Here is a 24,719-nt window from a genome sequence, read left to right as displayed (position 1 = left end):
AAGATGGTACATGCCTTTTTATTTACTTTGTATCTTCATTACGATAAAAGCGGATGTTATCTTTAATAGTGGTAATACTAAATGGTAAAGGATCATTAAAAGTTGTTGTAGCGTTGTAATCTACTGCTTCTTTAAACATTTCTTCATATTCAAAAACAGAAAGCTTGGTGCGATTTGTTAATAAAGCTTTGTGATGATCAGGGAATAACTGTTTTTCATAGCCCGATTGCAGTATTCCAGTGAAAAATTGCGAAACGGCACCTGAGCCATAACTGAAAAGTCCCAATTTATCTCCTGCTTGTAATGATGTACTGTTTTCTAAAAGAGAGATGAGCCCTAAATATAAAGAACCAGTATAAAGATTTCCTACTTGCCGACTATAAGTAATACTTTCTTCATAACGGGCTAAAAGACGCTCTTGATCTTGTGGTGTAGCTTTGGGTAAAACAGCTTGCAAAGCTTTGCGCCCCATTTTGGTATAAGGAATATGAAAGGCTAGTGCTGCAAATGTATCAAAACTTTCCTGGTAAATTTCTTCATAACGTGTATAAACTTTTTTAAAAGAATTGATATAAGTTTCATTTGATAATGGACCATCTACTAACGGATAAGCATGTCCTGTTGGTCGCCAAAAATCATAAATATCTTGCGTTAAGTTCACAGTATCATCGCTTAAAGCTAATATTTTTGGTTCACTACTAATAATCATCGCCACAGCACCGGCTCCTTGTGTTGGTTCACCGCCGTTATTTAAACCATATCGAGCGATATCAGCAGCAATCACGAGTGCCTTACTTTTAGGATGTTGCCGAATGTGATTTTTAGCTGCTTCAATTCCTGCAGTTGCCCCATAACAGGCTTCTTTTATTTCAAAAGCGCGAGCAAACTCTTGAATCCCTAATAGGCGATGTAAAATGACTGCACTTGCCTTAGATTCATCAAAACTCGATTCTGTTCCAACTATAACTAAATCAATAGCTTCTTTATCTTCTTTAGTTAAAATGTTGCTGGCAGCATTTGCAGCGTAGGTGACAATATCTTGACTACTTGGACCAATCGCCATTTGTGACTGTCCAATCCCGATTAAATACTTCCCAGGATCAACTGCCCGTGCTGTTGCTAATTCGGCCATGTCAACATAGTATGGTGGTACAAAAAAGCTAATTTTATCTATTCCAACCTTCATAAACAAACCCCTATCTTAAAGTTTTTCTTTTGATGTGTTACTTTTGCAGTCATATTTGCTATTATAAGGTAGCATAAAAAAAGGTTTTTGACGAAAAAATTATTTTATAATTTAAAGTTTATTTAAACTTTGGATTCCAAATGGTCAGAATTAGTTAAGGTTATTTTTTTTTTATCAAAGAAATGATATATTCCCTAATGGAGGTGCTACATTTGAAAAGAATAGTCATTGTTGCTGCCTTGCGCAGTCCAATCGGAAAGTATAAGGGGGCGTTAGCCCAATATAGTGCTGTTGATCTAGGTACTACAGTTACTAAATCCTTATTATCACGTTATCCTGAAGTAAAAGCTGATATTAAACAAGTTATATTTGGTAATGTCTTACAGGCTGGAAATGGTCAAAATGTGGCAAGACAAATTAGTCTAAATAGTGGCTTATCTTATGAAGTTCCGGCAACAACTGTTAATGAAGTATGTGGTTCTGGCATGAAAGCTGTTATTATGGCTTGGCAAAGTCTGCAATTAGGCCAAGGAGAAGTTGCCATTGCAGGGGGAACAGAGAGCATGACCAATGCTCCTGAATTGCGCCATTTTAATTATGAAACAAATGAATATGGTGAACCACTATCAGCGATGATTGTGGACGGTCTAACGGATGCCTTTAGTCAAAAGCACATGGGGCTTACTGCTGAAAAAGTGGCAGAAGATTTCCAAGTTTCCCGTCGTCAACAAGATGAATTTGCTGTTTTTTCTCAAAAAAAAGCAGCCCAAGCACAAGCAAAGGGTGCCTTTGAAGCAGAAATTGTGCCGATTCAAACCAAAGTAGGCATGATGAGCCAAGATGAAGGAATAAGAGCAGATAGTTCTGTTGAAAAGTTAAGTCAGCTAAGGACCGTTTTTAAAGAAAATGGGACGGTAACAGCTGGTAACGCTTCTACCATTAATGATGGGGCGGCTGTTTTATTGCTGGCTACTAAAGAGTATGCAGATAGCCACAACTTGCCTTATTTAACTGAAATATGTGGCTTTAGTGAAGTTGGAATCGATCCTGCTATTATGGGAGTATCCCCAATTAAAGCGGTCACTGAATTATTGGCGACTCAAGAAAAAACGGTGGCAGACATCGATTTATTTGAAATTAATGAAGCTTTTGCTGCTTCTTCTGTAGCGGTAGAAAGAGAACTAGGCTTAGATCACAATAAAGTGAATCAATACGGTGGTGGTATTTCTTTAGGGCATGCCATTGGTGCCACTGGAGCCCGCCTGTTAACGACCCTTAGTCATCAGTTACAACAAGAAGATAAAAAGTATGGGGTAGCTTCTTTATGTATTGGTGGTGGGTTAGGTTTAGCGATGCTACTTAAAAGTCCCAACCAAAATATTCAAAAAAAAAAATTCTATCAAATGAGTCAAACTGAGCGTTTAGATAAGTTACAAAATGATGGCAAGCTGACTGCGAGTCAAACAGCCGAATTACAAAAGACTGCATTAGATTCCACTATTGCCAATCACATGATTGAAAATCAAATTAGTGAAACACAAACGCCAATGGGCTTGGCATTAAATCTGGTGGTAGATGATAAAGAGTATCTCGTTCCGCTTGCAACAGAAGAACCTTCAGTTGTTGCCGCTTGTAGTTATGGTGCAAAAATGGCAGAAAGCTTTAAAACTGTGATTAAAGAACGATTATTACGAGGTCAAATCGTTTTTTATGATGTAGTGGATGCAAAAAAATTAATTACATGGTTGGAACAGAATCAATCATTGCTATTTGATGTTGCTAGGGAAAGTTATCCTTCGATTGTCAAACGCGGGGGTGGGCTAAAAGAAGTCAGCTGGCGTCAAATTGAAAATTATCTTTCGGTTGATTTAAAAGTAGATGTAAAAGATGCCATGGGCGCTAATATTGTTAATGGTATTTTAGAAGGTGTTGCTACGAAATTACGCACAGTTTTTCCGACAGAAAACATTCTCTTTAGTATTTTAAGTAACTTAGCAACTGAGTCTTTAGTTGAAGTAAGTTGTCAGGTGCCAGTTAGTAATTTAGCCAAGGGCGGAAATGGCTATAAAGTAGCAGAAAAGATCGTTGTAGCAAGTGACTATGCTAAAAAAGATCCATATCGTGCTACTACTCATAATAAAGGAATTATGAATGGCGTGGATGGTGTTATTTTAGCCACTGGAAACGATACGCGAGCAGTGGCAGCCGCAGCCCATGCCTATGCAGCTCGTAATGGCCAATATGAAGGCTTAAGTGAGTGGCAATTAGACGGTGAGTATTTGAAAGGTCGCTTAGTTTTACCACTTGCAATTGCCACTGTCGGTGGTGCAACAAAAGTCTTACCAAAAGCCCAAGTTGCGTTAAATATTTTGGATGTTTCTGATGCAAAAGAATTAGCAGCAGTGGTCGCCTCAGTAGGATTAGCTCAAAACTTAGCGGCGTTACGAGCTTTAGTATCAGAAGGTATTCAAAAAGGCCACATGGCATTACAATCACGTTCTTTAGCAATGACAGTTGGCGCTAAGGGAAGTGAAATCGCAGTAGTTAGTCAGGCTTTGCAAAAAGAAGCAAAGATGAATCAAGCAACAGCAAAGAAAATTTTAGCACAACTACGCGACGAGTGATAATGGGTTAAAATAAAGAACAGGTCACTTCAATGTGACCTGTTCTTTTTAATGTAATGAGCTGTGATTGAAAGTAAAACTTGTTTATTTTACTTTTTATTAGCGGTCCGAAACAGGAGTTGCTGCAAAAGCCTCAATAATTGGAATGACATCTGTTTTCAATTTGTATTTTCGATCCAACGCTTTTTCAATTGTAAATGCGTCACTATCTTTTGCCACAGTAGCTAATAGCCGTTCTTCTTTTGGCGTTTTTTCGATAACTTCATAGTGATCGCCAGTGGTTTTAACTGTAAATTTAGGGAAGCTTTCAATTTTTTCTACAAAATTAGCGACCGTCATGGCATCGTGGTTCTCTTTTTTCTCATCTTGAACTTCAGCAACATTATTTTTTTCAGTTTCTTTTTGTGGTGTTGCTTGTTTAGTATCTGGTTCTTCTACAACTTCTTGGCTGTCTGCAGCGGTGGTACTTGACAATCCTTGTGGTAAATTCGGTTGTAGGTAAGAAGCGATACTGTCAGCTAGATTGGTACTAAAGCGATCCAATAATCCTTTTTCTTGTTTTTGAATCCGTTTAACCACGGTATTGAAATTTTCATCCATTGGTACAGTGAATTGTTGGACCTGTTGTCCATTGTTAAAGGCTACTGTCATATCGTCTTTTTTCTTCGGATCGATGAAAATATCCAAGCTTAAATTATAATCTTTTTTGGCTTTTGAAACGATCTCGTTGAATAATTGTAAACGGACTTGTTCAAAATTAGGACGAAATTGTTTTAATAATTTTTGTTTTTGTTTCTTCTTCATAAATATCTCCTTTTCTGAATTGAGTTCTTTATGATTATAAGAAAAGTTAGCGTAAATGAAAAGCGATAATGTAAAAAAAGTGAAAATAAAGACAATGATTGCCAAATTTGTCGTAAAATATGACAACCATTGTCTTTATTATTGTTCCATTCCCGGTAAAATCAGGATTAAGTCACTATTTTTTTCAAATACTACCGAATAATTTTGAAAAGTAGTATAAATTGGAGTAGTAAAATAGTCGGAAATGGTCTTTTTAAATTGTGCTTGACGCCAATTTCTAGCTGGAAAATGTTGAACTTTTTTAGGCCAAACTAAGAAAACGAAATCAGAATGAATAGCGTTCAAAACTGCAGTGGGTAAATTTTGCAGCCGCTGTTGTACATTTTCTTCTGTCATCTTAAAAGTTTGCAGTATCAGGGTTTTTCGCTTTACCGACAACCCCATCCAATTGGTTAATAGTAGCCATTTCTTCTTCAGTTAATTCAAAGTCAAAGATTTCACTGTTTTCTTTAATTCGGTCGGCATGAACAGATTTTGGTAATGGTAAAAAGCCGTGTTGTAATGACCAACGAAGAGCAACTTGAGCAATTGATTTATTGTGATTGGCGGCAATTGTTTGCATTTCCGGAACACTAAAAATTTTACCTGTGCCAAGAGGACTATATGCTTCTAATAAAATATCATGTTCTTGGGCATATTTCACGACTTCAGGTTGCAATTCACCTGGTGCTAAGAAAATTTGATTAACTTGTGGCATAATTTTAGCAGTCTTTTTTAACTCATCAAGGTGATGGGGTAAGAAATTGCTGACACCAATCGCTTTGATTTTACCTGCTTCGTATAATTCTTCCATTGCCTTCCAAGTTTGGGCATTAGCTTCTTGCCAGTTATCTCTAAAGGTCACAGGATTAGGCCAATGTATTAAGAATAAATCAACATAATCTGTATCAAGTTCTTTTAATGATTGGGCGAAACTTTCCATTACTAAATCATAACTATGATTTTCATTCCATAATTTTGTGGTTAAAAAAATTTCAGAACGTGGTACACCACTGTCTTTGATGCCTTTACCGACACTTTTTTCATTATGGTAACCTTGAGCAGTGTCAATATGGCGATAGCCGGCTGCTAGCGCTGCTTTAACAGATTCTACCGCAACATCCCCGTCAGGAGTTTGCCAAGTGCCAAAACCGACTTTAGGGATTTTGACGCCGTTTGCCAGAGTGTAAGTTGATGTAAGATTTTCCATCTTTAAAGCCTCCAATTCTATTTGTTACTCTTAGTGTAGCGTAATTATTGATTTTTTTCTTTCATTTTGTTTTTAGTAAACAAATTTTCCTCTTTGCAGTATAATCAGCACCAGAAAAGAGGCAACTTCATGAAAAAGAGATATTGGTTAATGATAAGTGTGGTATTCGGTGCATTATTTATTATTGTCTGGCAGTTCGTAAAAACACCTTTACCAGATAGTACCAAAGAGACAACTACAGTCTCCAGTATGCTGGTACAAAGTAATCCTTTAGTCAAGGCAGATATTAGCCAAATGGTCAATAAAGAGCATTTTAAAGGCGTGGTATTAGTGGTTAAAAACGGTGCTGTCATCAATCGTAGTGCTTATGGCTATGCCAATTTTGGTCGTCTCAAAAGAAATTCTAGCCGTTTGGCATATCCAATTGCTTCGTTACAAAAATTTATGACGGGTAGTTTAATTGCTCAATTAGTAGCGTCTGGAAAACTTTCTTACGATACCAAATTAGCAGAGTTTTATCCTGATCATCCAGAGCTTGCTGATATTAAAATCCGGCAACTTTTAGATCATACCTCAGGAATTCAAATGGCTGAAAGTAACCCTGGTAAACTACTGGGGTTAGAAGAAGATCAGTTAAACTATGTTTTAAGTGAGATTAACGTAGGAGAAGATCATAGTTTTCAATATACTAACGCAAATTATACTTTGTTGTCGGGTGTAATTAGTCAGCTGACAGGTGAAAAGTATGAGACTGTTCTGCAGAATAAAATTATTACACCACTGCATTTGAAACGTACATTTTCCTGGGAAAAGCGTCCGCCTAAAATGACATTACCAATTGCCTATTGCTACAAAGATGGTAAGGACTATCAAGATGATGCCTTTCACGCAGATAAAGCTCTTTTTTCTAGTTTATTAGGAGCAGGAAACTTATTTATGAGCATTGATGATATGTTGAAGGTGCAAGAAGGTTTAACAAATGGCAAAATTTTAACAGCCAAAGAGTATAAACAGTTAGCACAAATAGAAAATGCTGGTTACGCCGGTGGTATTTGGCATGATGAAGGACTAAAAAGCATTCATGGTTCACTGGGAGGTTATGATACTTTTGTTTACGGTGATGAAAGTAATCAAAACTTGGTTATTCTATTTGCCAATCAACCAGCTGTTGGCGGTGACGAACAGTTAGCAACAGAAATTTACGATTTTACTGTGGCTCTTTAAATTATTTTAATGAGGCTAAATGAGGATGAATTTTATCTTTTTAAGTAAAATCCATTTAAAAATAGCGGAAAGACTTGTCTTTTCGTTATTTTTTTCTGTACACTAGAACAGAATGTTAATTTAAGAAAAGAGCGAAGACAATGGATATCTATTTAAAAAAAGCAATTTTGCATATTATTGATCGTCAAAGTGGCGATCCTGTGTACTCTCAAATGGAATTGGATCTAACGACAGAATATATTCGGGATTACTTGACAAAGAAAATTCAAAAACTAGCAAGTGCACAAACAAAAACGGGAAGTTTAGTGCCAGGTTCTGCTTTTGAGGCATTAGCAAGTCAAGCACAAGATGATTTTGTCCAAGTATCTGAACAATTAGTCGCCCGTTGGTATGACATTTACAGTCAAAGTGAAGATGCGCCTAGTGCGGATGTTTTTGTCGTTTTATATGAATTAGATACAAAAATGCAGTTGGCGTTTTTAAAAGTTAATTATAATGACGGCTTTACACATTTTGTGGATGCGACAGAAACAGGACTAAACAATCAACTTATTATTAACCGTGCGATTTTAGCTGGCAAAACACAAAAAGCAGATGAAGGGATTACCATTGACTTAACGGAGATGGTGTATGAATTAATTGAAAAGAAATATACTTTTTCTGGTGAAAAGGGGTTCTATTTTTCAACGCGGGTCATCGAAAGTCAACCCATCCCGTCACTGGAAGAAAATGTTAAAGTTATAAAAAAAGTAGCTGAAAAAATTGGCAAAAAATATGAAGCAGCAAGTCATGACATTGTCGCTGATGTAAAAGACGCTGTTTATGAAGCGATTGAAGAAAAAGGACAGCTAGAAGTAAAAGAAGTCGCACAAAAAGTTTTTAAAGACAATATTACCGCCCAAATGGCTTTTGAAGAAGAAGTAGTAGAGAAGGGCTTTGTCAATGAGGCACCATTGTTAAGAGAAGTAAAAGAGATTACCGAAAAAAAATACAGCAAACAAAAATTAAAACTTTCCAATGGTATCGAATTAATCGTACCACTAGAAGTTTATCGCGACCCTAATTTAATTGAGTTTACTAATAATCCCGATGGCACAATTTCAGTGATGATTAAAAATGTAGAAGATGTGATTAATCGGTTATAAGTTAAAAGCTGTCGTTTTGAAGCGATGGCTTTTTTCTTTTGGCTTTTTTTAGTTGGAAATTTCAACTTATTTTGACCCAAGACATATCTTTTGACTTTGACTAAAATTGACCTATAATAAGAGTCAGATAAAAACTTATAAAAAGTAAGCAATTTACAAGCGTAAATTTTTTACAATTGTAAGGAAAAGTCTATAATAGATATCAGAGAGTCAGCAATGTTTGACCCGCTGATAATAATTATTGGAGGTTTTATTAATGGCAAAAGAACATTATGACAGAAGTAAACCACATGTTAATATCGGGACTATTGGACACGTCGACCATGGTAAAACGACATTAACTGCCGCAATCACGACTGTTTTAGGTAAAAAAGGATTAGCAAATCCACAAGATTACGCAAGTATTGACGCTGCACCAGAAGAACGTGAACGTGGGATTACAATTAACACTGCACACGTAGAATATGAAACAGAAAAACGTCACTATGCGCATATCGATGCTCCAGGGCACGCGGACTATGTTAAAAACATGATTACCGGTGCGGCCCAAATGGATGGTGCCATTTTAGTTGTATCTGCAACTGATGGTCCTATGCCACAAACTCGTGAACATATTCTATTAGCACGTCAAGTAGGGGTTAAATATTTAATCGTCTTCTTGAACAAAACAGACTTAGTTGATGACGAAGAATTATTAGAACTTGTTGAAATGGAAGTTCGTGAACTATTAAACGAATACAATTTCCCTGGTGATGATATTCCCGTTATCCGTGGCTCTGCTTTAAAAGCATTAGAAGGCGACCCAGAACAAGAAGAAGTCATCATGAACTTGATGGACACTGTGGACGAATACATCCCAACTCCAGAACGTGACAATGACAAACCATTCTTGTTACCAGTAGAAGATGTCTTCACTATCACTGGCCGTGGTACTGTTGCTTCAGGTCGTATTGACCGTGGTAAAGTTAACGTTGGTGATGAAGTTGAAATTATCGGGATTAAACCAGAAACACAAAAAGCTGTTGTAACTGGTTTGGAAATGTTCCGTAAAACTTTGGATTATGGTGAAGCAGGCGATAACGTCGGGGTATTATTACGTGGGATTACTCGTGATGAAGTCGAACGTGGTCAAGTTTTAGCTAAACCAGGTTCAATTACACCACATACAAAATTCAAAGGTGAAGTTTATATCTTAACAAAAGAAGAAGGTGGACGTCATACTCCATTCTTTAATAACTATCGCCCACAATTTTACTTCCGTACAACTGACGTAACTGGTAACATTTCATTACCTGAAGGAACTGAAATGGTAATGCCTGGTGATAACGTTACAATTGAAGTAGAATTGATTCATCCAATCGCGGTTGAAAAAGGGACTACTTTCTCAATTCGTGAAGGTGGACGTACTGTTGGTTCAGGTATGGTAACTGAAATCGAAAACTAATTTTAGTTTCTTTTAAAGGCACGCTGCAAATTTGCAGTGTGTCTTTTTTTAGGTGAAATTTATTGCGACGATGAAATTTTACTTGAAGGCTAAAGTAGTTCCTATATTTTTTCATCCTAGTTATTTATATGCCCCTTATTAGAGGGCTAAAATAGATTATATAAAGCTAAAAACTCAATAGAACACATTTTAAATTGTGAATTTTCATGTTAAAATGCCAAAGATGTGTGTTAAATGAGAGGAGTTGCCTAAAATGACAATTCAATGGTTCCCTGGACACATGGCAAAAGCCAAACGGGAAGTTACTGAAAAATTAAAGTTTGTTGATATTGTTTTTGAATTAGTTGATGCTAGATTACCACTATCTTCAAGAAATCCATTATTAGATCAAATTTTACAGCAAAAGCCACGCTTAGTGATATTAAATAAAGCAGACTTAGCGGATCCTGAGCAAACTCAAAAATGGCAAAATTATTTTGAAAATCAAGGATTTGCTGCCTTAGCTTTGAATGCTTTAGAAAATCAAGGGACTAAAAAAATTGTCGCTAAAGCCAAAACAGTTTTAGCAGCTAAATTTGCAAAAGATAAAGCGCGTGGGATTAAACCACGGGCCATTCGGGCTATGGTGATTGGAATTCCCAATGTCGGTAAATCTACTTTAATGAATCGGTTGGTAGGTAAAAAAATCGCCCAAACGGGAAATAAACCTGGAGTGACAAAAGGACAACAATGGTTGCGGTCTGGTAGCGAACTAGAGCTTTTAGACACACCAGGAATTTTATGGCCTAAATTTGAAGATGCTGAAATTGGTAAAAAATTAGCCCTCACCGGTGCGATTAAAGATCAGTTATTACATTTAGATGATATCGCATTGTATGGCTTGGACTTTTTTACGCGCTATTACCCTGGTCGCGTAGCCAAACGCTATCATTTGACGTTGGCAGATGAGGAGCTTCCCCTACCAGAATTACTAATGCTAATTACCGAAAAAAGAGGATTTCGAGATGATTATGATCGCGGGAGTGAATTGGTTGTCGTTGAAATACGTCAAAGTAAATTAGGACCGTTTACTTTAGATCGATATGAAGAAGCAGGAGCCTTTTATGAAAGCAGAAGCAATTAAAGAAATAAAATTAAAACTCGCAACATTAACAGATGCTCACGATCCTTATCTGACTATTTTAGCGGAGGATAAAAGATCAGGAGTGCAAAAATTATTGCAGCAATTTTATCGTCGCCTAGAAAAAGAGCAGGCACTAAAAGATCAGTATTTTGAAATGACGCGTTTTGAACGAGAATTGTACCAAAAGGGGCACCGTTTTGTGGCAGGGATCGATGAAGTAGGTAGAGGACCTTTAGCTGGACCAGTAGTAGCCGCAGCCGTAGTCTTACCTGCGAATATTGAAATTTTAGGCTTAAATGATTCCAAGCAATTGTCAGCTAAAAAAAGAGCAGAATTGTACGCTGAAATACAAGCTCAGGCCGTGAGTGTTGGAATTGGTGTAGTAGATCACGAGGAAATTGATCGCATCAATATTTTACAAGCCAGTAAAAAAGCGATGCTACTTGCTTTAGAAGACCTGACAATAAAACCTACTCATTTACTAGTCGATGCTGTGAAATTAGATTGTGATCTGCCGCAAGATAATTTAATCAAAGGGGATGCACGTTCTGTTTCTATCGCCGCAGCCAGTATTATCGCCAAGGAAATGCGGGATAATTTAATGAAAGAATACCATCAAATTTTTCCCTTTTATGCTTTTGACAAAAATGCAGGCTATGGGACAAAAGATCATTTAAATGGTTTGGCGCAGCATGGTATTTCACCAATTCACCGGAAGAGTTTTGCACCGGTAAAAAAATATTTATAAAAATTTTCCTTCTTTTTTGCGTATCTTTAGTTTGAAGATAAGTAGAAAGAAGGTTTTTTTATGAATAGAGAGTGGTTTTTATTAAAATTAGCTTTAGTTAAAGGTGCCGGTATCATTACGAAATGGCGTATTTTTGAATACGCGCAAAAGCAGAAATATTTTGATTTTACTGCCAGTGAATTGCGTCCATTTTTATCCAAAAGATGTGATACTTTTGTTTTTTGCAATGACTGGAATTTTTTGACTAAAGAAGTTTTGCAGCAAAAATTAAAGGGGCAAAAATACATTACACTGGATTCGCCACTTTATCCTGAACGCTTAAGACAACTTCCACAGCCGCCTTTTGTTTTATTTTATGAAGGTAAAATTGAATTATTACAACAAGAAAAAGTTATTGCTTTTGTCGGTTCACGTAATGTATCTGCCTATGGGCAAGAAATTGTTAAAAAATTTGTTCCACCTTTGTCAGTTCAAGGCTATACAATTGTTAGTGGCTTAGCAAAAGGGGTAGATAGCTATAGTCACTTAGCTGCCATGCAGTCTTTTGGAAATACCATTGGCGTTGTGGGTTGTGGCTTAGATATTTGTTATCCTAAAGAAGTTTTTTCAATTTATTGGGAAATGTTAAAAAAACAACTAGTGATTAGTGAATATCCATACGGGACACCGGTTAGAAAATATCATTTTCCTATGCGCAATCGAATTATTGCGGGGGTAGCACAAGCAGTATGTGTCGTCGAAGCGCGGGCCAAAAGTGGTTCGCTTACAACTGCGCAATTGGCACTTGATACAGGTACAGAAGTTTTTGCTTTTCCAGGTGATATATTAAATGGACGTTCAACCGGTTGTTTACAGCTAATTCAAGATGGTGCGAAATGTATTATTTCCTTAAAAGATATTTTAGAAGAGATGCCAAATTTTGAATAAGATTAATTGCCTTCCTTGACAAACATTTTTTTAATGGATATGATTACCTACGATTTGGTTACAAAATTTCAAGTATAATATAGTAGTAAAAATGTTAGGAAGGAGCCATCATTTTAATATGGCATATAAATATTTAGTAATTGTTGAGTCACCGGCCAAAGCCAAGACAATCGAAAAGTACCTCGGGCGAAACTATAAAGTCGTTGCCAGTGTAGGTCATATTCGAGATTTGCCAAAAAGCAAAATGGGGATTGATGTCGAAAATAATTATGAACCTCACTATATTTCCATTCGTGGTAAGGGCGATGTTATCAAAAGTTTAAGAAGTGCGGCTAAAAAAGCGCAAAAAGTTTATCTTGCAAGTGACCCGGACCGTGAAGGAGAAGCAATTGCTTGGCATTTAGCTCATTTATTAAATCTTGATTTAGCAGATAAAAATCGGGTCGTCTTTAATGAAATCACAAAAGATGCAGTTAAAGCAGCATTTAAAGAACCGCGAACTATCGATTTAGATTTAGTTGATGCCCAACAAGCACGCCGAGTTTTAGACCGGTTAGTGGGTTACTCGATTAGTCCTATTTTATGGCGAAAAGTTAAAAAAGGTTTAAGTGCAGGTCGCGTACAATCTATTGCTTTAAAAATGGTTATCGATCGCGAAAAAGAAATTCGCCAATTTATTCCCGAAGAATATTGGTCAATTGATGGTAATTTTCAAAAAGAACGCAAAAAATTCAAAGCGAATTTTTGGGGTGTCGATGGTAAGAAGAAAAAATTACCCAATGCTGAAAGTATTAAGGAAGTCACCAGCCGGTTAGATGGGAAAGATTACGCGGTTACCAAAGTTGAGAAAAAAGAACGCAAACGTAATCCTGCTGCACCTTTTACCACCAGTAGTATGCAACAAGAAGCTGCTCGTAAGCTTAATTTTCGTACTCGTAAAACGATGATGGTAGCCCAACAGCTTTATGAAGGGATTGCTTTAGGTAAACAAGGAACAGTTGGTTTGATTACGTATATGCGGACGGATTCAAAACGAATTGCAGATTCCGCTAAAGCTGAAGCAGCTGAATTTATTGAAACAACTTATGGTAAAGAGTATTCTTCTCATAGCCACAAGAAAGTAAAAAATGCACAAGGAGCACAAGATGCCCATGAAGCAGTGCGGCCTACTAGTGTAATGCGGACGCCGGATGAAATGAAAAAATATTTGGATAAAGATCAATTAAAACTTTATACGCTAATTTGGTCACGTTTTGTTGCCAGCCAAATGACACCGGCTATCTTAGATACGATGAAAGTGACATTGGAACAAAATGGCGTTATCTTTATTGCCAATGGTTCAAAGGTTAAATTTAAAGGCTTTATGCAGGTTTACGTAGAAGGTACAGACGACGGGAAAGAAGAAAAAGAAAATATTTTACCTGAATTGGTTGTCGGTGATGTGGTCAAAGCAGTTGACATTGAACCAAAACAACATTTCACACAGCCGCCAGCACGCTTTAGTGAAGCGACGTTGATTCGGACTTTGGAAGAAAAAGGGGTAGGCCGTCCTTCCACGTATGCGCCGACTATTGAAACGATTCAACGCCGCTATTATGTAAAACTCCAACAAAAGCGATTTGAACCAACTGAATTAGGGGAAATTGTGAATTCATTAATTGAAGAATTCTTCCCTCAAATCGTCAATGTGAACTTTACTGCTGAAATGGAAACAGATTTAGATAAGGTAGAAGAAGGTAAAGAAAACTGGATTAAAGTTGTCGATCGTTTCTACAAACCTTTTGAAGCTGAACTGACTACTGCGGAAGAAAAAATTGAAAAAATTCAAATTAAAGATGAACCAGCAGGCTTTGACTGTGATGTTTGTGGCCATCCAATGGTGATTAAATTGGGCCGTTATGGAAAATTTTATGCTTGTAGTAATTTTCCTGACTGTCGTAACACAAAACCCATCGTTAAAGAAATCGGTGTGACTTGTCCTGTTTGTCACGAAGGTCAAGTCATCGAAAGAAAATCTAAGAAAAACCGCTTATTCTATGGCTGTTCGCGCTATCCAGATTGTGACTTTACTTCTTGGGATAAACCAGTTGGTCGCGATTGTCCAAAATGTGGCCAGTATTTGGTGGAGAAAAAAGTCAAAGGTGGCAAACAAGTCGTATGTATTAATGGCGACTACGAAGAAAACGTGCAAAAATAAATCATACAAAAGGCTAGTAGCCATTTTCTAATGAAGAGGCTACTCCTTTTGTTAAAAATTAGGAACGGAAGAATAAAATGACTGAATTTGTAAATGTAATTGGTGCCGGTTTGGCCGGTAGTGAAGCTGCTTGGCAAATTGCTGAGGCAGGAGTTCCGGTACGCCTTTATGAAATGCGTCCGGAAAAATCAACAGAAGCACATCACACTTCTGATTTTGCGGAATTAGTATGTTCAAACTCATTAAGAGGCAATAGCTTAGCCAATGCGGTCGGTGTTTTAAAAGAAGAAATGCGCCGTCTAAACTCGGTAATTATAACATCTGCTGATGAAACAGCGGTGCCTGCAGGGGGTGCTTTAGCAGTAGATCGTGATTCATTTTCTGCTACAGTTACTAAAAAAGTTAAAAAGCATCCTAATGTAACTGTTATTTCAGAGGAAATCACTGAAATTCCTAGTGGGATTACAGTAATTGCTACGGGTCCTTTGACTTCTTCTAAATTAGCAGAATCCATTAAAACGTTTAATGGTTCAGATGGTTTTTATTTTTATGATGCGGCAGCACCGATTATTGATAAAAGTACGATTGATATGGATAAAGTCTACTTAAAATCTCGCTATGATAAAGGTGAAGCTGCATATCTTAATTGTCCTATGACCAAAGAAGAATTCGATGCTTTTCGTGAAGCTTTAATTACAGCTGAGGTTGCTCCTTTAAAAACTTTTGAAAAAGAAAAATATTTTGAAGGATGCATGCCTATTGAAGTTATGGCAGCCCGTGGAGAAAAAACGATGCTTTTTGGCCCGATGAAACCAGTGGGACTAGAAGACCCTAAAACAGGTAAGCGTCCATATGCTGTTATTCAATTACGGCAAGATAATGCTGCTGCTTCTTTATATAATATTGTTGGTTTCCAGACTCATTTAAAATGGGGCGAACAAAAACGGGTTTTCCAAATGATCCCTGGCTTAGAAAATGCAGAATTCGTGCGTTATGGCGTCATGCATCGTAATAGTTTTATGAATTCACCAGAATTATTACGTCCGACATATCAGTCTGTTAAACGAGATGATCTCTTTTTTGCCGGTCAAATGACTGGTGTAGAAGGTTATGTAGAAAGTGCTGCCAGCGGCTTATTAGCTGGCCGAAATGCTGCGCGTTTAGCTTTAGGACAAGATCTTTTAACGATGCCACAAGAAACTGTCATTGGTTCAATGGCATATTATATTACTCACGCAGAAGGCAAACATTTTCAACCGATGAATGCGAATTTTGGTCTGTTACCAGAATTACCTGAACGTATTCGTGATAAGAAATTGCGCTATCAAACATTAGCCGAACGGGCGTTAGATCACTTAGCTCAAACAGAAATTTAAAGCAAAAAGCTATGACTTATGTCATGGCTTTTTTGGCGTCATTTGAATAAAAATTTTTAATCGTTTGATGTAATTTCAAATATGTTAAGGTGAAATAGTTGCGACATTTTATCGATTGCAAAAGAGAATAAAGTTTGTTACCTTTTTTATGGTAAAGCTGACATGTGAATGACAAGTTTTAAAAAGCTTAAAAAGTTGTGTCATCCTTGTTAGCATCCTTTTTATCAGCATTTTTTTAGAAAAAAATATGACAATATTGTGTAAATTGTGATAAAAGAAGGAAATATTGTTTAAATTCTGACAATTTGTTTGTTTTTTAATTCGTTGTATGCTACATTAATTGCGGACAGAAATGAGGTGTATAATGACAACATTTGACTGGCCACAAGAATTTTTTCGTTACTTGCAATTTGAGAGAGGCTATTCTGTTTTAACGACGGCAGCTTATCAAGAAGATTTGCAAGATTTTCGTGACTTTTTAAAAGAAAGCGGCGACAGTGATTTTTTACACATTGACCATCGTGACGTACGGGTCTACTTGAGTTTTTTAAACGAACACCAATACAGTCGCAATTCAATTAGTCGCAAAATTGCCAGTTTGCGTTCTTTTTATCAATATTTATTAAAGCAAGAAGTAATTGAAGAAAATCCGTTTTCTTATATTCATTTAAAAAAGCAAAATAGCAAGTTACCTCGTTTTTTTTATGAAAATGAAATGGCAGCGCTCTTTCAAGCTGCCCAAGGGGATAAACCACTTGAGATTCGTAATCGAGCCTTGCTGGAAATTATCTATGGTTCTGGTTTACGGGTAAGCGAGTGTGCCAAATTAACATTAGATGCAATTGACTGGCAAGGTGAAGTCTTATTGATTCATGGTAAAGGCAGTAAAGATCGCTATGTTCCTTTTGGTTCGTATGCTCAAGTAGCTTTGCAAGAATATTTGACATTAGCTAGACCATACTTGATGGAAAAAAGTGCACAAGATCATCCTTTTGTGTTTGTTAATCAGCGAGGTGGCCCAATTACCACTAGAGGGATTGAGTATATTTTTAATCAGCTGATTAAAAAAAGTAGTTTAGATAGTAAAATTCATCCCCATATGTTACGGCATACTTTTGCCACTCATTTACTAAATAATGGGGCAGATATGCGAACCGTACAAGAATTATTAGGACATGCCAATTTATCATCAACTCAAATATATGCCCACGTAACAAAGGAGAGTTTACAAAATAATTACCGTAAATTTCATCCGCGGGCACACGAATAGGCAATTGAAAATTTAGGAGGACTAAAATGGAATCACAATTTCATTCCACTACTATTTGTGCAGTGGAAAAAGACGGCAAGTTTGCAATGGCCGGAGATGGCCAAGTTACCATGGGAGAACAAGTTGTAATGAAAGGGACTGCTAGAAAAGTACGCCGAATTTATCATGGCGAGGTAGTGGTCGGTTTTGCCGGTAGCGTGGCGGATGCTTTTACTTTAGAAGAAAAATTTGAAGCTAAATTAAATGAATATAATGGCAATTTGCAACGAGCAGCTGTTGAATTAGCCCAAGAGTGGCGCACCCAACAAGCTATGCAAAAATTAGAAGCAATGCTGATCGTGATGAATAAAGAAGAAATGCTACTTGTTTCAGGTACTGGTGAAGTGATTACGCCAGATGACGGAATTTTAGCCATCGGTTCTGGTGGCAATTACGCTTTAGCGGCAGCGCGGGCAATGAAAAAATACAACAATGATGAAATGACAGCTAAAGAAATTGCCGAAAATGCATTAAATATTGCAGCTGACATTTGTATTTTTACTAACCACAATATTATTGTGGAAGAAATGTAGTGAGGGAAGCTTATGAATGAAATGACAAAATCACCCCGGCAAATTGTGTCAGAACTCGATCAATATATTGTCGGTCAAAAAGACGCCAAAAAAGCGGTTGCTGTAGCGTTACGCAATCGTTATCGTCGTTTACAACTAGATGAAGAAATGCAACAAGATGTGACCCCTAAAAATATTCTTTTAATCGGACCAACTGGGGTCGGTAAAACAGAAATCGCACGTCGCTTAGCTAAAATTGTTCAAGCGCCGTTTGTAAAAGTGGAAGCAACAAAATTTACTGAAGTGGGTTATGTAGGGCGCGATGTTGAATCGATGGTTAGAGATTTAGTCGAAAATGCGATTCAAATTGTTCGTAAAGAGCAATATAGCCGTGTTTATACCCGGGCTGTAAAAAAAGCCAATCGTCGTTTGGTAAAAGTATTGGTGCCAGGAATTAAAAAAGAACAAAAGAAGACGAGTAATCCTTATGAACAAATGATGAATATTTTTAATACCCAACAAGAAGAGCCAAAAGAAGAATTAACTGAAGAAATTAAAACAAATCGTCAAGCGATTTTTGAACAGTTAGAACGTGGTGCCTTAGATGAAAGAGAAGTCACGATTGAAATTGATGAGCCCCAAACAAAAGGGCCAATGATGAATAATGGCTTGGAACAAATGGGGATTGATATTAACGAAACACTAGCTGCATTAAAACCGCAAAAGAAAGTAGAGCGTACTGTGACAGTCAAAGAAGCACGGGAACTTTTGGTCCAAGAAGAGTCGGCCAAACTGGTTAATGATGCAGATATTCACAGTGAAGCTATTCGTTTAGCTGAAGCAAATGGAATCATCTTTATCGATGAATTTGATAAAATTACATCTCGCTCTCAGCAATCTGGTGAAGTCTCAAGAGAAGGAGTTCAACGGGATATTTTACCTATTGTAGAAGGTTCTCAAGTAAATACCAAATATGGCATGATTCAAACAGATCATATTCTATTTATCGCTTCCGGTGCCTTTCATGTGGCAAAACCAAGTGATTTGATTCCAGAATTACAAGGCCGCTTCCCAATTCGAGTTGAATTAGATGACTTGAGTGCTGAAGACTTTGTTAAAATTTTAACAGAACCTAATAATTCGTTGATTAAACAATACATTGCATTAATTGGAACAGAAAATGTTAAAGTGATCTTCACCAAAGAAGCAATTGAAAAGATTGCTCAAATCGCCTTTGATGTTAACCGTGATACCGATAATATTGGCGCCAGACGCTTGCATACGATTTTAGAAAAACTGTTGGAAGACTTATTGTTTGAAGCTCCTGACATGCAAATGGGAGAAATTACAATTACAGCTGCGTATGTTGAAGAGAAACTGGATGCGATTGTTGAAAATCAAGATTTAAGTCGCTATATTTTGTAATCACAGGAAGGAAAATGAAAAAGATGACAACTTTATTAGACAAAACCCGCCGTATCAATCAATTACTCCAACAAAAGAATACGTTTGATATGACATTAGACCTGCCTTATAACAATATGGCGTTAATTTTAGGGGATATTTTAGATAGTAACGCCTATATTATCAGCAGTGAAGGTGTTTTGTTAGGGTTTAATGAAAAACATGATGTGAATAATGATCGCGTTAAAAATATGTTTGAAGAAAAACAATTTCCACAAATCTACACAGATATGGTAGATCATTTAACTAAAACTGAAGCCAATATTCCTATTTCTTCTGATATGACTGCCTTTCCAATTGAGCAACGAGAAAAATATCCGAATGGTTTAACGACAGTGGTGCCAATCTTTGGGGCAGGAGAACGTTTGGGAACAATTATTTTAGCCCGAATGGATACTGCTTTTGATGAAGATGATTTGGTATTAGCAGAGTATGGTGCGACGGTAGTAGGGATGCAATTTTTATATCAAAAATCCCGTGATATTGAAGCGGATGTCAGAAGTGCTACTGCTGTTCAAATGGCGATTAGCACCCTTTCTTATAGTGAATTAAAAGCAGTACAAGCGATTTTTGCCGCTCTACAAGGAGATGAAGGGCGTTTAACTGCTTCTAACATTGCCGATGAGATTGGCATCACCCGTTCTGTGATCGTTAATGCTTTACGTAAATTGGAATCTGCTGGTATTATTGAATCCCGTTCATTAGGAATGAAGGGGACATACCTACGAGTTTTAAATAAACGTTTTAAAGAAGAATTGGATAAACACAGTCACTAAGGGAAATAAGTAAAAGTTCAGATAGCTAAATGAGGAGGTGCCGTATATGACGGTTACAATTGAAAATGATCAATTACGTGCCAAAATTGCGTTACATGGTGCAGAGTTACAAAGTTTAGTTAGCAAAACGACAAATTTAGAATATATTTGGCAAGCAAATCCAAAGTATTGGGGCAAACACGCGCCAGTATTATTTCCGATTGTCGGGGCATTAAAAGAAGATAGTTATCAGTACAAAGGGGAAACATATCACATGTCCAAACATGGCTTTGCCCGGGATATGGATTTTGCACTATTAGAAAAAAGTGATGATAGTGCGAGTTTTATTTTGAAAGCAACTGAAAAAACAAAAGCTATTTTTCCTTTTGATTTTGAACTGATTATTCGTTATGAACTGGGTGGGGATGGTTTAACAGTAAAATATGAAGTCGAAAACTTAGCTGAAGACGAAATGTTCTTTTCAATTGGTGGGCACCCAGCTTTTAATGTGCCACTGGAAAAAGGCTTAAATTTTGAAGATTACTATTTAGCTTTCTCACCACGTAAATCGCGTTTAAGTTTACCTCTTGAAGGTAATTACATTGACTTAGAGCAACGAACATTGGGACAAACGAATACAAATCTAGCTTTAACCCATGATATGTTCAAAAATGATGCAGTAATTTTTGAAACAAAAGGTTTAAACGCAATCTCTATTTGTAGTGAAAAATCGCCGCATAGTGTGACCCTTAGTTATAAAGATATGCCTTATGTTGGAATTTGGTCGCCTTATCCAACAGAATCACCTTTTGTCTGTATTGAACCGTGGTGTGGGATTGCCGACACTACAGATGCTACAGGTGAATTAATTGAAAAACTAGGTATTCAGCAATTAGCAGGGCGAGAAAAATTCACTACGAAATACGCTATTACTGTCAAGTAACTATAAAAAGACCTTTAAAAGTTTTAAACTTTTAAAGGTCTTTTTGGGAATCAATCTTTTTTATCACGATTTAAACCAAAAGGGATATGGCTTTCAGTGCCATTTTTAATTCGGGTAATGTTATCGCGGTGCCGATAAAAAATGAAAATAGTTAATCCACAAGCGATTAAAGTTAACAACCAATTATGTTCTGGTAATACTTGTGGCCAAATCTCAGGTAAGATGACAGTCGACAGTGTAATTAAAACGGCTGCAATCATACTTGTTAAACTTACCATACTTGTCACAAACAAGCTGACAACAAAAATTGTAGCGGAGTATAAAAAGAAAATAGGGCTGTAACCTAATAACATCCCAGCGCTAGTTGCAACTGCTTTTCCACCTTTAAAGCCAGCAAAAATTGGAAAAGTATGACCTAAAATAGCACAGACACCAAACCATAATGGATTGATATTATTGACGTGAAATAACGTAGGTAAAAGTGTAGCGAAAGTTCCTTTTAAGATATCCATCAGTAAAACAATAGTGCCAGCAGTTTTACCTAAAACCCGAAAAGTATTAGTAGTACCAGTATTACCACTGCCAAATTGCCGAATATCTTTTTGATAGAATAGTTTTCCAATCCAAACGCCAGAGGGAATCGAGCCTAGTAAATAGGCGATTATTAGTAAAATAATTATTTTCATAAAAAACCTCAATTCTTCAAACTAGCGTCATTTTAGCATGAAAGAATTACAGGAACAACTCTTTGCCAATATTTCTTCATTAGCGTATAGTCTAATTGATTGCTATTTCATTTTAAAAGGAGTGTTTTTTATGTTTAAAAATCCTAATCAAGAACAAATTTTTCAAATCTTAAAGGATGCCAAAAATATTGCGGTGGTGGGTTTGAGTCCAAAAGAAGATCGCGTTAGTTTTCAAATTGCACGTTTGTTGCAAAATCGGGGCTATCGTATTATTCCCGTCAATCCTCAGTATGCTGGTGACGAAATTTTAGGTGAAAAAGTATATGCTGATTTAGTCAGTGTGCCAGAGAAAATTGACATTGTTGATATTTTCCGGCGTAGTGAATTTTTACCAGCAGTTGCAGCTGATTTTTTAAAAACCGATGCTAAAGTTTTTTGGGCCCAATTAGGTTTGCAAAGTGAAGAAGCTGCAGCGATGCTTGAAGAGGCGGGAAGAAATAACGTCATTATGGATCGTTGCATTAAAATCGAGTTAAATAAAATGATTGCTTAATTTAAAAACTAAGTAAGTTTTTGAAACCGACTTTTAAAAGTGGTGTAAAAAGAGCTTACTTAGTTTTTTCTATGTTTTTGTTGTGTAAATTAGAATCACACCCATCTAGCATAATTTGTTAAGGGGAAACTTAGAATTACGATAAAAAGGTCATATTTAGCTAGATAACTAAAAAAGAAAAAAATTAAGTAAAAATTTTTAACAGAGGAGAACGTACGTTTCCCTTGTGTTTGTAGCCTAAAAAAGCATGGCTTTAATTATCTGGGGATATTTAAGACTTTTTTTCACCGGTTTTTTAGAGTAAGATAGAGGAAGCGCACTTTTAAGTTGCGTGAAAAAAGGTATAAGCGGGCTTAGCCCATTACTTTTATCAAAGGAGCGTTTGCTTTGGCAAAAAAAACAACTGAGTATAATGATGCCTCCATTCAAGTCTTAGAAGGACTTGAGGCAGTTCGAAAACGTCCAGGAATGTACATTGGTTCAACTGATAGCCGGGGCTTACATCATTTAGTTTATGAAATAGTCGATAATTCTGTTGATGAGGCACTATCAGGTTTTGGAAATGAGATTGCTGTTACAATTAATCAAGATAATAGCATTACTGTTAGTGATAACGGTCGAGGTATGCCTGTTGGAATGCATGCGTCTGGCATCCCCACAGTCGAAGTAATCTTTACTGTTTTACATGCCGGCGGAAAATTTGGTCAGGGCGGTTACAAAACGTCTGGTGGTCTTCACGGTGTGGGAGCTAGTGTCGTTAACGCATTATCAAAATGGCTAACAGTAACTATTGTTCGTGATGGAATTGCGTATGAGGAGAAGTTCAAAGATGGTGGTAAGCCTCAAGGAACTTTAAAAAAACTGGGTAAAACAAAAAAGAAAAATGGAACCACCGTTACTTTTTTACCTGATGATACAATTTTTTCAACCATTAAATTTTCTTATGAAACTTTAGCAGAACGGTTAAGAGAATCAGCCTTTTTATTGCGAGATGTTAAAATTACGTTGACTGATTTAAGAGGTGAAGAACCTGTCGTTGATGTCTTTCATTTTGAAGAAGGCATTAAAGAATTCGTAAGCTATCTAAACGAAGAAAAAGATTCATTGACACCGGTTATTTATTTTAATGGTGAAAAAGATGGAATTGAAGTTGAAGTAGCAATGCAGTATAACGATGGCTATTCAGAAAATATTTTGTCCTTTGTTAATAATGTCCGCACAAAAGATGGCGGTACTCATGAAGCAGGGATGAAAGCTTCTTTAACGAAAGCTTTTAACGAGTATGCCCGTAAAGTAAACTTACTAAAAGAAAAAGACCGCAACTTAGAAGGTAGCGATTTTAGAGAAGGGTTAGCTGCTGTTCTTTCTGTCCGAGTACCAGAGAATTTATTACAATTTGAAGGTCAAACAAAAGAAAAACTTGGTACTCCTAGTGCTCGAAATGCAGTTGACGGTGTTTTAGGTGAGCAGCTTGGTTTTTATTTGCAAGAAAACAGTGAAATGAGCCAAATGCTTGTACGAAAAGCCATTAAAGCTAGAGAAGCTAGAGAAGCGGCACGCAAAGCACGAGAAGAAAGTCGTACCGGTAAAAAGCGCAAAAAAGGAGAGTCATTACTTTCTGGTAAATTGACGCCAGCGCAATCTCGCAATCCGAAGCGAAATGAACTGTATTTAGTCGAAGGGGATTCTGCCGGTGGTTCTGCCAAACAAGGGCGTGATCGCAAGTTTCAAGCGATTTTGCCATTGCGAGGAAAAGTGATTAACACTGAAAAAGCGAAACTACAAGATATTTTAAAAAATGAAGAAATCAATACGATGATTTATACTATTGGAGCGGGCGTGGGACCGGAATTTACAATTGCAGACTGTAATTATGACAAAGTTATTATTATGACCGATGCCGATACCGATGGCGCCCACATTCAGGTGCTGTTACTTACTTTCTTTTATCGCTACATGAAGCCATTAATTGAAGCGGGAAAAGTCTATATTGCGTTACCACCCCTTTACAAAGTTTCAAAAGGCGCAGGTAAAAAAGCAGTCACTGAATACGCTTGGACTGATGAAGAATTGCAACAAGTCATTCAAAAAGTAGGCAAAGGTTATATGTTGCAACGCTACAAAGGTTTGGGTGAAATGAATGCCGAACAGTTATGGGAGACCACGATGGATCCTGAAACGCGGACATTAATTCGCGTGCGAATTGACGACGCCGCAAAAGCTGAGCGACGCGTTACCACTTTAATGGGAGATAAAGTTGAACCTCGAAGAAAGTGGATTGAAAGTCATGTTCAGTTTTCATTGGAAGAAGACGGGAGTATTTTGGAGAAAAAAGTAGATGAAGAAGCTCCTAACAGCGAAATTTTTGATGAAGAAAAGGCACATGCCAAAAATTCAGATGACCAAAATGATGATTTTTCAGAAATTAATTTATTTGACGACTAGGAGGT

Annotated in this window: 21 protein-coding genes; 16 read left to right on the top strand and 5 right to left on the bottom strand. The window is 36.9% G+C overall.

Annotated elements, in window-relative coordinates; all coding sequences use genetic code 11:
• Positions 1 to 22 precede the first annotated feature (22 nt).
• Positions 23 to 1,186, bottom strand: coding sequence for a hydroxymethylglutaryl-CoA synthase (locus tag IGI65_RS10335; RefSeq protein WP_438774177.1), 1,164 nt, complete (start codon positions 1,184 to 1,186; stop codon positions 23 to 25).
• A 212-nt stretch (positions 1,187 to 1,398) separates the two neighbouring features.
• Here IGI65_RS10335 and IGI65_RS10330 point away from each other — a divergent pair, with 212 nt between their 5' ends.
• On the top strand, positions 1,399 to 3,810 hold the full coding sequence (locus tag IGI65_RS10330) for a hydroxymethylglutaryl-CoA reductase, degradative (protein ID WP_438774176.1): 2,412 nt from the start codon (positions 1,399 to 1,401) through the stop codon (positions 3,808 to 3,810).
• A gap of 99 nt (positions 3,811 to 3,909) precedes the next feature.
• Here the strand turns inward: IGI65_RS10330 and IGI65_RS10325 are convergent, their stop codons facing one another.
• The 3 genes from IGI65_RS10325 to IGI65_RS10315 all read right to left on the bottom strand — a co-directional run bounded on the left by IGI65_RS10325 (position 3,910) and on the right by IGI65_RS10315 (position 5,863).
• On the bottom strand, positions 3,910 to 4,614 hold the full coding sequence (locus IGI65_RS10325; RefSeq protein ID WP_438774175.1) for a hypothetical protein: 705 nt from the start codon (positions 4,612 to 4,614) through the stop codon (positions 3,910 to 3,912).
• Positions 4,615 to 4,752: 138 nt separating this feature from the next.
• Positions 4,753 to 5,010, bottom strand: coding sequence for a hypothetical protein (locus IGI65_RS10320; protein WP_071865562.1), 258 nt, complete (start codon positions 5,008 to 5,010; stop codon positions 4,753 to 4,755).
• A 1-nt stretch (position 5,011) separates the two neighbouring features.
• Entirely contained in the window at positions 5,012 to 5,863 is an 852-nt protein-coding gene (locus tag IGI65_RS10315) for an aldo/keto reductase (protein WP_438774174.1), read from the bottom strand.
• Between the two features lie 129 nt (positions 5,864 to 5,992).
• Between IGI65_RS10315 and IGI65_RS10310 the strand changes: the two genes are divergently transcribed.
• The 13 genes from IGI65_RS10310 to IGI65_RS10250 all read left to right on the top strand — a co-directional run bounded on the left by IGI65_RS10310 (position 5,993) and on the right by IGI65_RS10250 (position 21,030).
• Positions 5,993 to 7,087, top strand: a complete 1,095-nt coding sequence (locus IGI65_RS10310; protein ID WP_438774173.1) for a serine hydrolase domain-containing protein — start codon at positions 5,993 to 5,995, stop codon at positions 7,085 to 7,087.
• A gap of 140 nt (positions 7,088 to 7,227) precedes the next feature.
• Positions 7,228 to 8,232: a nucleoid-associated protein gene (locus tag IGI65_RS10305; RefSeq protein ID WP_438774172.1), complete on the top strand. Its 1,005-nt coding sequence runs from the start codon at positions 7,228 to 7,230 to the stop codon at positions 8,230 to 8,232.
• A gap of 256 nt (positions 8,233 to 8,488) precedes the next feature.
• The gene (gene tuf, locus IGI65_RS10300) at positions 8,489 to 9,676 is read left to right on the top strand and encodes an elongation factor Tu (RefSeq protein WP_071865558.1); all 1,188 of its coding nucleotides are present in this window, start codon (positions 8,489 to 8,491) and stop codon (positions 9,674 to 9,676) included.
• A 253-nt stretch (positions 9,677 to 9,929) separates the two neighbouring features.
• A complete protein-coding gene (gene ylqF / locus IGI65_RS10295) occupies positions 9,930 to 10,799 on the top strand; it encodes a ribosome biogenesis GTPase YlqF (RefSeq protein ID WP_071865557.1) in 870 nt (289 codons plus the stop codon).
• Positions 10,780 to 11,547: a ribonuclease HII gene (locus IGI65_RS10290; protein ID WP_095007179.1), complete on the top strand. Its 768-nt coding sequence runs from the start codon at positions 10,780 to 10,782 to the stop codon at positions 11,545 to 11,547. The genes ylqF and IGI65_RS10290 overlap by 20 nt, the downstream gene beginning before the upstream one ends.
• Before the next feature lie 60 nt (positions 11,548 to 11,607).
• On the top strand, positions 11,608 to 12,474 hold the full coding sequence (dprA, locus tag IGI65_RS10285) for a DNA-processing protein DprA (RefSeq protein WP_438774171.1): 867 nt from the start codon (positions 11,608 to 11,610) through the stop codon (positions 12,472 to 12,474).
• Positions 12,475 to 12,592: 118 nt separating this feature from the next.
• Positions 12,593 to 14,671 (top strand): type I DNA topoisomerase, encoded by a 2,079-nt coding sequence (gene topA, locus IGI65_RS10280; RefSeq protein WP_071865554.1) that lies wholly within the window; start codon positions 12,593 to 12,595, stop codon positions 14,669 to 14,671.
• 77 nt (positions 14,672 to 14,748) lie between these two features.
• Positions 14,749 to 16,047: an FADH(2)-oxidizing methylenetetrahydrofolate--tRNA-(uracil(54)-C(5))-methyltransferase TrmFO gene (gene trmFO, locus IGI65_RS10275; protein WP_438774170.1), complete on the top strand. Its 1,299-nt coding sequence runs from the start codon at positions 14,749 to 14,751 to the stop codon at positions 16,045 to 16,047.
• A 364-nt stretch (positions 16,048 to 16,411) separates the two neighbouring features.
• Positions 16,412 to 17,317: a tyrosine recombinase XerC gene (gene xerC, locus IGI65_RS10270; protein ID WP_071865552.1), complete on the top strand. Its 906-nt coding sequence runs from the start codon at positions 16,412 to 16,414 to the stop codon at positions 17,315 to 17,317.
• Between the two features lie 26 nt (positions 17,318 to 17,343).
• Complete coding sequence (gene hslV, locus IGI65_RS10265; protein ID WP_071865551.1) at positions 17,344 to 17,889, top strand: ATP-dependent protease subunit HslV; 546 nt, start codon at positions 17,344 to 17,346, stop codon at positions 17,887 to 17,889.
• Positions 17,890 to 17,901: 12 nt separating this feature from the next.
• Positions 17,902 to 19,293 carry an ATP-dependent protease ATPase subunit HslU gene (gene hslU, locus IGI65_RS10260; RefSeq protein WP_071865550.1) on the top strand — a complete coding sequence of 464 codons (1,392 nt, stop codon included), beginning with the start codon at positions 17,902 to 17,904 and terminating at the stop codon, positions 19,291 to 19,293.
• Between the two features lie 23 nt (positions 19,294 to 19,316).
• Positions 19,317 to 20,108 (top strand): GTP-sensing pleiotropic transcriptional regulator CodY, encoded by a 792-nt coding sequence (codY, locus tag IGI65_RS10255; protein ID WP_071865567.1) that lies wholly within the window; start codon positions 19,317 to 19,319, stop codon positions 20,106 to 20,108.
• Between the two features lie 46 nt (positions 20,109 to 20,154).
• Positions 20,155 to 21,030 (top strand): aldose 1-epimerase family protein, encoded by an 876-nt coding sequence (locus tag IGI65_RS10250; protein ID WP_438774169.1) that lies wholly within the window; start codon positions 20,155 to 20,157, stop codon positions 21,028 to 21,030.
• A 50-nt stretch (positions 21,031 to 21,080) separates the two neighbouring features.
• Here IGI65_RS10250 and plsY read toward each other — a convergent pair whose 3' ends face one another.
• Positions 21,081 to 21,716: a glycerol-3-phosphate 1-O-acyltransferase PlsY gene (plsY, locus tag IGI65_RS10245; protein ID WP_071865548.1), complete on the bottom strand. Its 636-nt coding sequence runs from the start codon at positions 21,714 to 21,716 to the stop codon at positions 21,081 to 21,083.
• Between the two features lie 130 nt (positions 21,717 to 21,846).
• Between plsY and IGI65_RS10240 the strand changes: the two genes are divergently transcribed.
• Positions 21,847 to 22,269 (top strand): CoA-binding protein, encoded by a 423-nt coding sequence (locus IGI65_RS10240; RefSeq protein ID WP_438774168.1) that lies wholly within the window; start codon positions 21,847 to 21,849, stop codon positions 22,267 to 22,269.
• Positions 22,270 to 22,656: 387 nt separating this feature from the next.
• Positions 22,657 to 24,714, top strand: coding sequence for a DNA topoisomerase IV subunit B (parE, locus tag IGI65_RS10235; protein WP_071865546.1), 2,058 nt, complete (start codon positions 22,657 to 22,659; stop codon positions 24,712 to 24,714).
• Positions 24,715 to 24,719 lie beyond the last annotated feature (5 nt).

The sequence above is a fragment of the Enterococcus sp. DIV0755b genome (assembly GCF_051713765.1).
Classification (GTDB): domain Bacteria; phylum Bacillota; class Bacilli; order Lactobacillales; family Enterococcaceae; genus Enterococcus_C; species Enterococcus_C canintestini.
This window is presented reverse-complemented; position numbering and strand designations above follow the sequence as displayed.